This window comes from Cellulomonas pasadenensis (assembly GCF_047229365.1).
In the GTDB taxonomy this organism is placed as follows: domain Bacteria; phylum Actinomycetota; class Actinomycetes; order Actinomycetales; family Cellulomonadaceae; genus Cellulomonas.
Genome location: NZ_JBFTEP010000202.1, coordinates 1 through 4,360, shown reverse-complemented (window position 1 = coordinate 4,360; position 4,360 = coordinate 1). Strand labels below are relative to the sequence as shown.

Here is a 4,360-nt window from a genome sequence, read left to right as displayed (position 1 = left end):
GGACGACCAGGGGCAGGCCCGACGACTCGCCCGCGCGCGAGCGCGCGACGGCGGCCCGCGCGTCCGGGCGGGGGCGCGGGGTGGCGCCGGCGGGAACGGGCAGGGAGAGGCTCTCGAACAAGGACGTCATGACCCCACCAGGGTAGTTCGGTCCACCGACACGACGGACCGCACCCGCCGCCGCACGCGAGGTCGCGGGCTGCGCGCGAGGTCGCGGGCTGCACGCGAGGTCGCGGGCTGCGACCCGCGACCTCGCCACGTCCCCGCGACCTCGCGGCCGACCCGCGGGCTCGCGGTGCCTCAGCGCGCCAGCAGCCCGACGCCCCACGCGCCGACGACGAGCAGCGCACCCGCGAGCTCGACGAGGATCGTCAGCCCCGTGGCCTGCAGCGCGCGCACCGTGGACCGCCACGCGGCCGCGTGCTCACCCAGGCGCAGCCGCTCGGCGAGGTACACGGCGCCGACGAAGAACAGCGGCAGCCCCACGACGGGGATGACGAAGAACCCCACGACGCCGGCGATCCCGCCCCACACCAGCGTGCGGTTGGGCACCCCGCCGCGCTGCAGGTGCCGGCCCGCCAGCAGGTACTTCGCCACCTGCGCCACGACGGTGATCGCGACGGCCGCGGCGACGACGCCCCAGCCGAGCGCCGAGCCCTGCAGCACGCCCCACAGCACCACCGCGCCGGCGACGAGCAGCGCCCCGGGCAGCACCTGCACGACGACCCCGACGAGGCCCACGAGCACGAGCAGGCCGGTGAGCAGGTCGAGCTCGGTGCCCCAGTCGATCATCACGGCGCCGACCGTAGCGGCAGGCCCGGGCACGTGCGCGGTCGTCAGCGTGCCGCGGGGGCGGTGCTCACCACAGGACGGCGATCGCGACGTTGAGCGCCGTCAGCCCGGCGATCGCGCCGAGCCAGCCCGTCGTCACCTTCTCGCCGCGGCGACGTCCCAGGACGACCAGCGCCGTGACCGCGAGCGCGACGACGAGCTTGACGGCGATCTTCACGTCGTCGACGTCGCGGTCGACGACGCCGCCGGACGCGAGCCCGGTCAGCAGGATCCCGGTCAGCAGCGCCGTGAGGATGCCGTGGAACACCCCCGGGTTGAGCGTCGCCTTGCGCATGCCGGCGAGCGCCCCGCCGAAGACCATGGCCCAGCCCAGCAGGTGGAGCACGACGAGGATCCCGTAGACGACGTCCATGCCCCCAGGATAGCGAGACGCACGGCGTGAGATGACGCGACGTCAGATCGCGGCACGCGCGTCGCAGCAGGCCACGCGCGTCACAGCAGCCGGCGCGCCGCCGCCCACCGGGTCAGCTCGTTCCGGTTCGAGAGCTGCAGCTTGCGCAGCACCGCGGACACGTGCGTCTCGACCGTCTTGATGGAGATGAAGAGCTCCGCCGCGACCTCGCGGTACGTGTAGCCGCGCGCGATGAGGCGCATGACCTCCCGCTCCCGCGCCGAGAGCCGGTCGAGCTCGTCGTCGCCCGTCGCGACGTCGCCCGCCGCGGCACCGAACGCGTCGAGCACGAAGCCCGCCAGCCGCGGCGAGAACACCGCGTCCCCGCCCGCGACGCGCAGCACCGCGTCGGACAGCGCCGCGGGGTCGATCGCCTTGGTCACGTACCCGCGGGCCCCGACGCGGATGACCGCGACGACGTCCTCGGCCGCGTCGGACACCGACAGCGCGAGGAACCGCGTCCCGGGCACGTCGACGCAGCGCCGCACGACCTCGGCGCCGCCCCCACCGTCGCCGCCGGGCAGGTGCACGTCGAGCAGGACGACCGGCGGCGCGAGCTCGTGCACGACGCGCACGGCCTCGTCGACGGTCGCGGCCTCGCCGACCACGTGCACCCGGTCGTCGAGGGACGCCTTCACGCCCGCCCGGAACATGTGGTGGTCGTCCACCAGCACGACGTCGACGGCGCTCACGCGTCCTCCTGCGGGTCGGTGCGGCGCTCGGCCGCGGGGTCGTGGGGGTCGCCGGCACCGGTGCCGGCGGCGTCGGGGGCGGGCGCGGGTGCCGGGTCGTGCGCGGACGAGGACCCGCCGACCGGCATGCACAGGTGCACCTCGGTGCCCCGCTCCGGGCTGCTCGTCACCCGCGCCGTCCCGCCGCGGCGGCGGACGCGCCCGATGATCGACTCGCGGACGCCGAAGCGGTCGGGGCCCACGGCGTCCAGGTCGAAGCCGTCGCCGCGGTCGCGCACGAACACCTCCGTGATCGCGGGACCGGCCTCCAGGTAGAGCGACACGGGCGGCCGGCCGTGCACGACCGCGTTCACGAGCGCCTCGCGCGTGGCCTGCAGCAGCGCCTGCGCGTCGGCGTCCGGCACGCGGTCCCCCACGACGACGACGTCGACGGCGACCGGCTCGCCCGTCGGGCCGGAGCGGGAGTCCTCGACCTCCGCCACGACCGCGCGCAGCGCCGCCACGAGGGACGTGCCGGGCTCGTGCCGGTCGTCGTAGAGCCACTCGCGCAGCTCGCGCTCCTGGGCGCGCGCCATGCGCGCGACCTCCGCCGGCTCGTCGGCGCGGGCGCGGATGAGCGCGAGCGTCTGCAGCACCGAGTCGTGCAGGTGCGCGGCGATGTCCGCGCGCTCGGCCTCCCGCGCACGGGCGGCGCGCTCGTCGCCGAGCTCGCGCACCAGCCGCACCCACCACGGCGCGAGCACCAGCCCGACGCCCAGCAGCACGGCCAGGGCACCGATCCCGGCCTGCACCATCAGCGCCGGCTCGACGCCGCGCCCGACGCTCTCCCCCACCAGCAGCAGGACGCCTGCGGCCGCGAGCAGCACGCCGCCGATGAGGCGCAGCACGCTGATGCGCCGACGGTCGCCCGTGGGGCGCTGCACCGCGTCGAGCTGGCTCCACGCCAGGCCGAGGCCGACCAGCACGAGCAGCGCGGGCAGGACCCACGTGGAGTCGACCTGGGCTCCGAGCCGCACGGCGACGAGCACGCCCGCGGCGAGCACGAGCAGCGCGCCGAGCGCGAGGTCGGCGAGCGCCACGCGCCGGCCGTCTCCCCGCAGGGTCTGCCGCCGCGCGAGCCGCTGCAGCGCGCTCGGGCGCGCGCCGGTCGCGGCGGCCGCGGGGTCACCGACCGGAACCGTGAGCCAGAAGAAGACGTAGAGCACGAGCCCCGCCCCGGCGACGGGCACGAGCGCCACGAGGGCCACGCGCACCACGGCGACCGGCACGTCGAGGTGGGCGGCGAGCCCGACGGCCACGCCCGCGAACCAGCCGCCCCGCTCGGGACGGCGCAGCGGGAGCCGCGGGCGCGCCGACGCGCCGACGCCGGGCGCCGGGACGGGTGCGGGTGCGGTGGTCACGCACCGATCGTCACACGTCCGGGCCGCCGTGCCGAGCCCCGTCCGCGCTGGTCCGGGGCAGGTCAGGGGATGTCGGGCCGCGGTACCCGGGTGGGACCAGGGTCGGGTCAGGGGTCGTCCCCGATGCCCGCCGGCCCGGCCCGGCGACAGGATCGAGCCATGGACACGCAGACCCCTGCCGGCCCCGGCGCCGGCGCCCCGGGCCCCCAGCCCGGCAACGGCCCCGGCCCGTCGGCCGGCGCCCCCCACCCCGCCCCGGACGGGCCGCAGCCGACCGGCGCGCAGGGCTTCTGGGCCGGCGTGCGCCGCACCGGTCTCTACCGCTCCGAGGACCGCTGGATCGGCGGCGTCGCCGGCGGGGTCGCGGCCCGCCTCAACGTCGACCCGCTCCTCGTGCGCGGCGTCCTCGCCGTCACGTTCCTGCTCGGCGGGCTCGGTCTCCTGCTGTACGGCGTCGCGTGGGCGCTCCTGCCCGAGCAGCGCGACGGCCGCATCCACCTCGAGCAGCTCGTGGCCGGCGCCGGCGACGTCGCCCTGCTCGGCGCGCTCGGCTTCGTCCTCGTCGGCCTCGCCCGCGGCGACAGCTGGTGGTGGTTCTGGGACGGCACCGGCTGGTTCTCCGGCCTGCTGTGGCTCGCGTTCGTCGGCGGGCTCGTCGCGCTCGTCGTGCTGGCCGTGCGCCGGCGCGGCGGACCGCCGCGGCCCGGGCCGTGGGTCGCGCCCGGCGCGCCCTACGGGCCGCAGCCCTACGGTCCCGTGCACCCCACGGCGCCCTACGGGACGCCCGGTGCGGGCCCCGCGGCGGGCCCGACGACGGGCGCCACGCCCGGCTACGCCCCCGGCTACGCCACCGGCACCGCGTCGGCCGCGACGTCCGCCGGCCCCTACCCCGCCACCACGCAGCCGACGAGCCCGCCGGCCGCCCCGCCGTGGGGTGGCGTACCGCCGCACCCCGCGGGTCCGCCCGCCGGGTGGACGCCCCCGCCCCCGCCGCCGCCGTACGGCTCGCCCGGGCCGCGCCGGCC

General features: G+C 78.0%; 5 protein-coding genes. 1 reads left to right on the top strand and 4 read right to left on the bottom strand.

From position 1 onward, the window contains the following. Positions 1 to 300: 300 nt before the first annotated feature. From AB6N23_RS17445 to AB6N23_RS17430, 4 genes are all read right to left on the bottom strand, one after another. The gene (locus tag AB6N23_RS17445; RefSeq protein ID WP_412867238.1) at positions 301 to 792 is read right to left on the bottom strand and encodes a DUF456 domain-containing protein; all 492 of its coding nucleotides are present in this window, start codon (positions 790 to 792) and stop codon (positions 301 to 303) included. A gap of 67 nt (positions 793 to 859) precedes the next feature. Further along, the gene (locus AB6N23_RS17440) at positions 860 to 1,204 is read right to left on the bottom strand and encodes a hypothetical protein (protein ID WP_412867237.1); all 345 of its coding nucleotides are present in this window, start codon (positions 1,202 to 1,204) and stop codon (positions 860 to 862) included. Positions 1,205 to 1,284: 80 nt separating this feature from the next. Then, positions 1,285 to 1,896, bottom strand: a complete 612-nt coding sequence (locus AB6N23_RS17435) for a LuxR C-terminal-related transcriptional regulator (protein ID WP_378204948.1) — start codon at positions 1,894 to 1,896, stop codon at positions 1,285 to 1,287. 35 nt (positions 1,897 to 1,931) lie between these two features. After that, positions 1,932 to 3,335: an ATP-binding protein gene (locus AB6N23_RS17430; RefSeq protein WP_412867236.1), complete on the bottom strand. Its 1,404-nt coding sequence runs from the start codon at positions 3,333 to 3,335 to the stop codon at positions 1,932 to 1,934. Between the two features lie 159 nt (positions 3,336 to 3,494). Here AB6N23_RS17430 and AB6N23_RS17425 point away from each other — a divergent pair. Continuing rightward, positions 3,495 to 4,360 (top strand): PspC domain-containing protein (locus AB6N23_RS17425; RefSeq protein WP_412867235.1); only part of this gene is annotated, 866 nt, incomplete at its 3' end.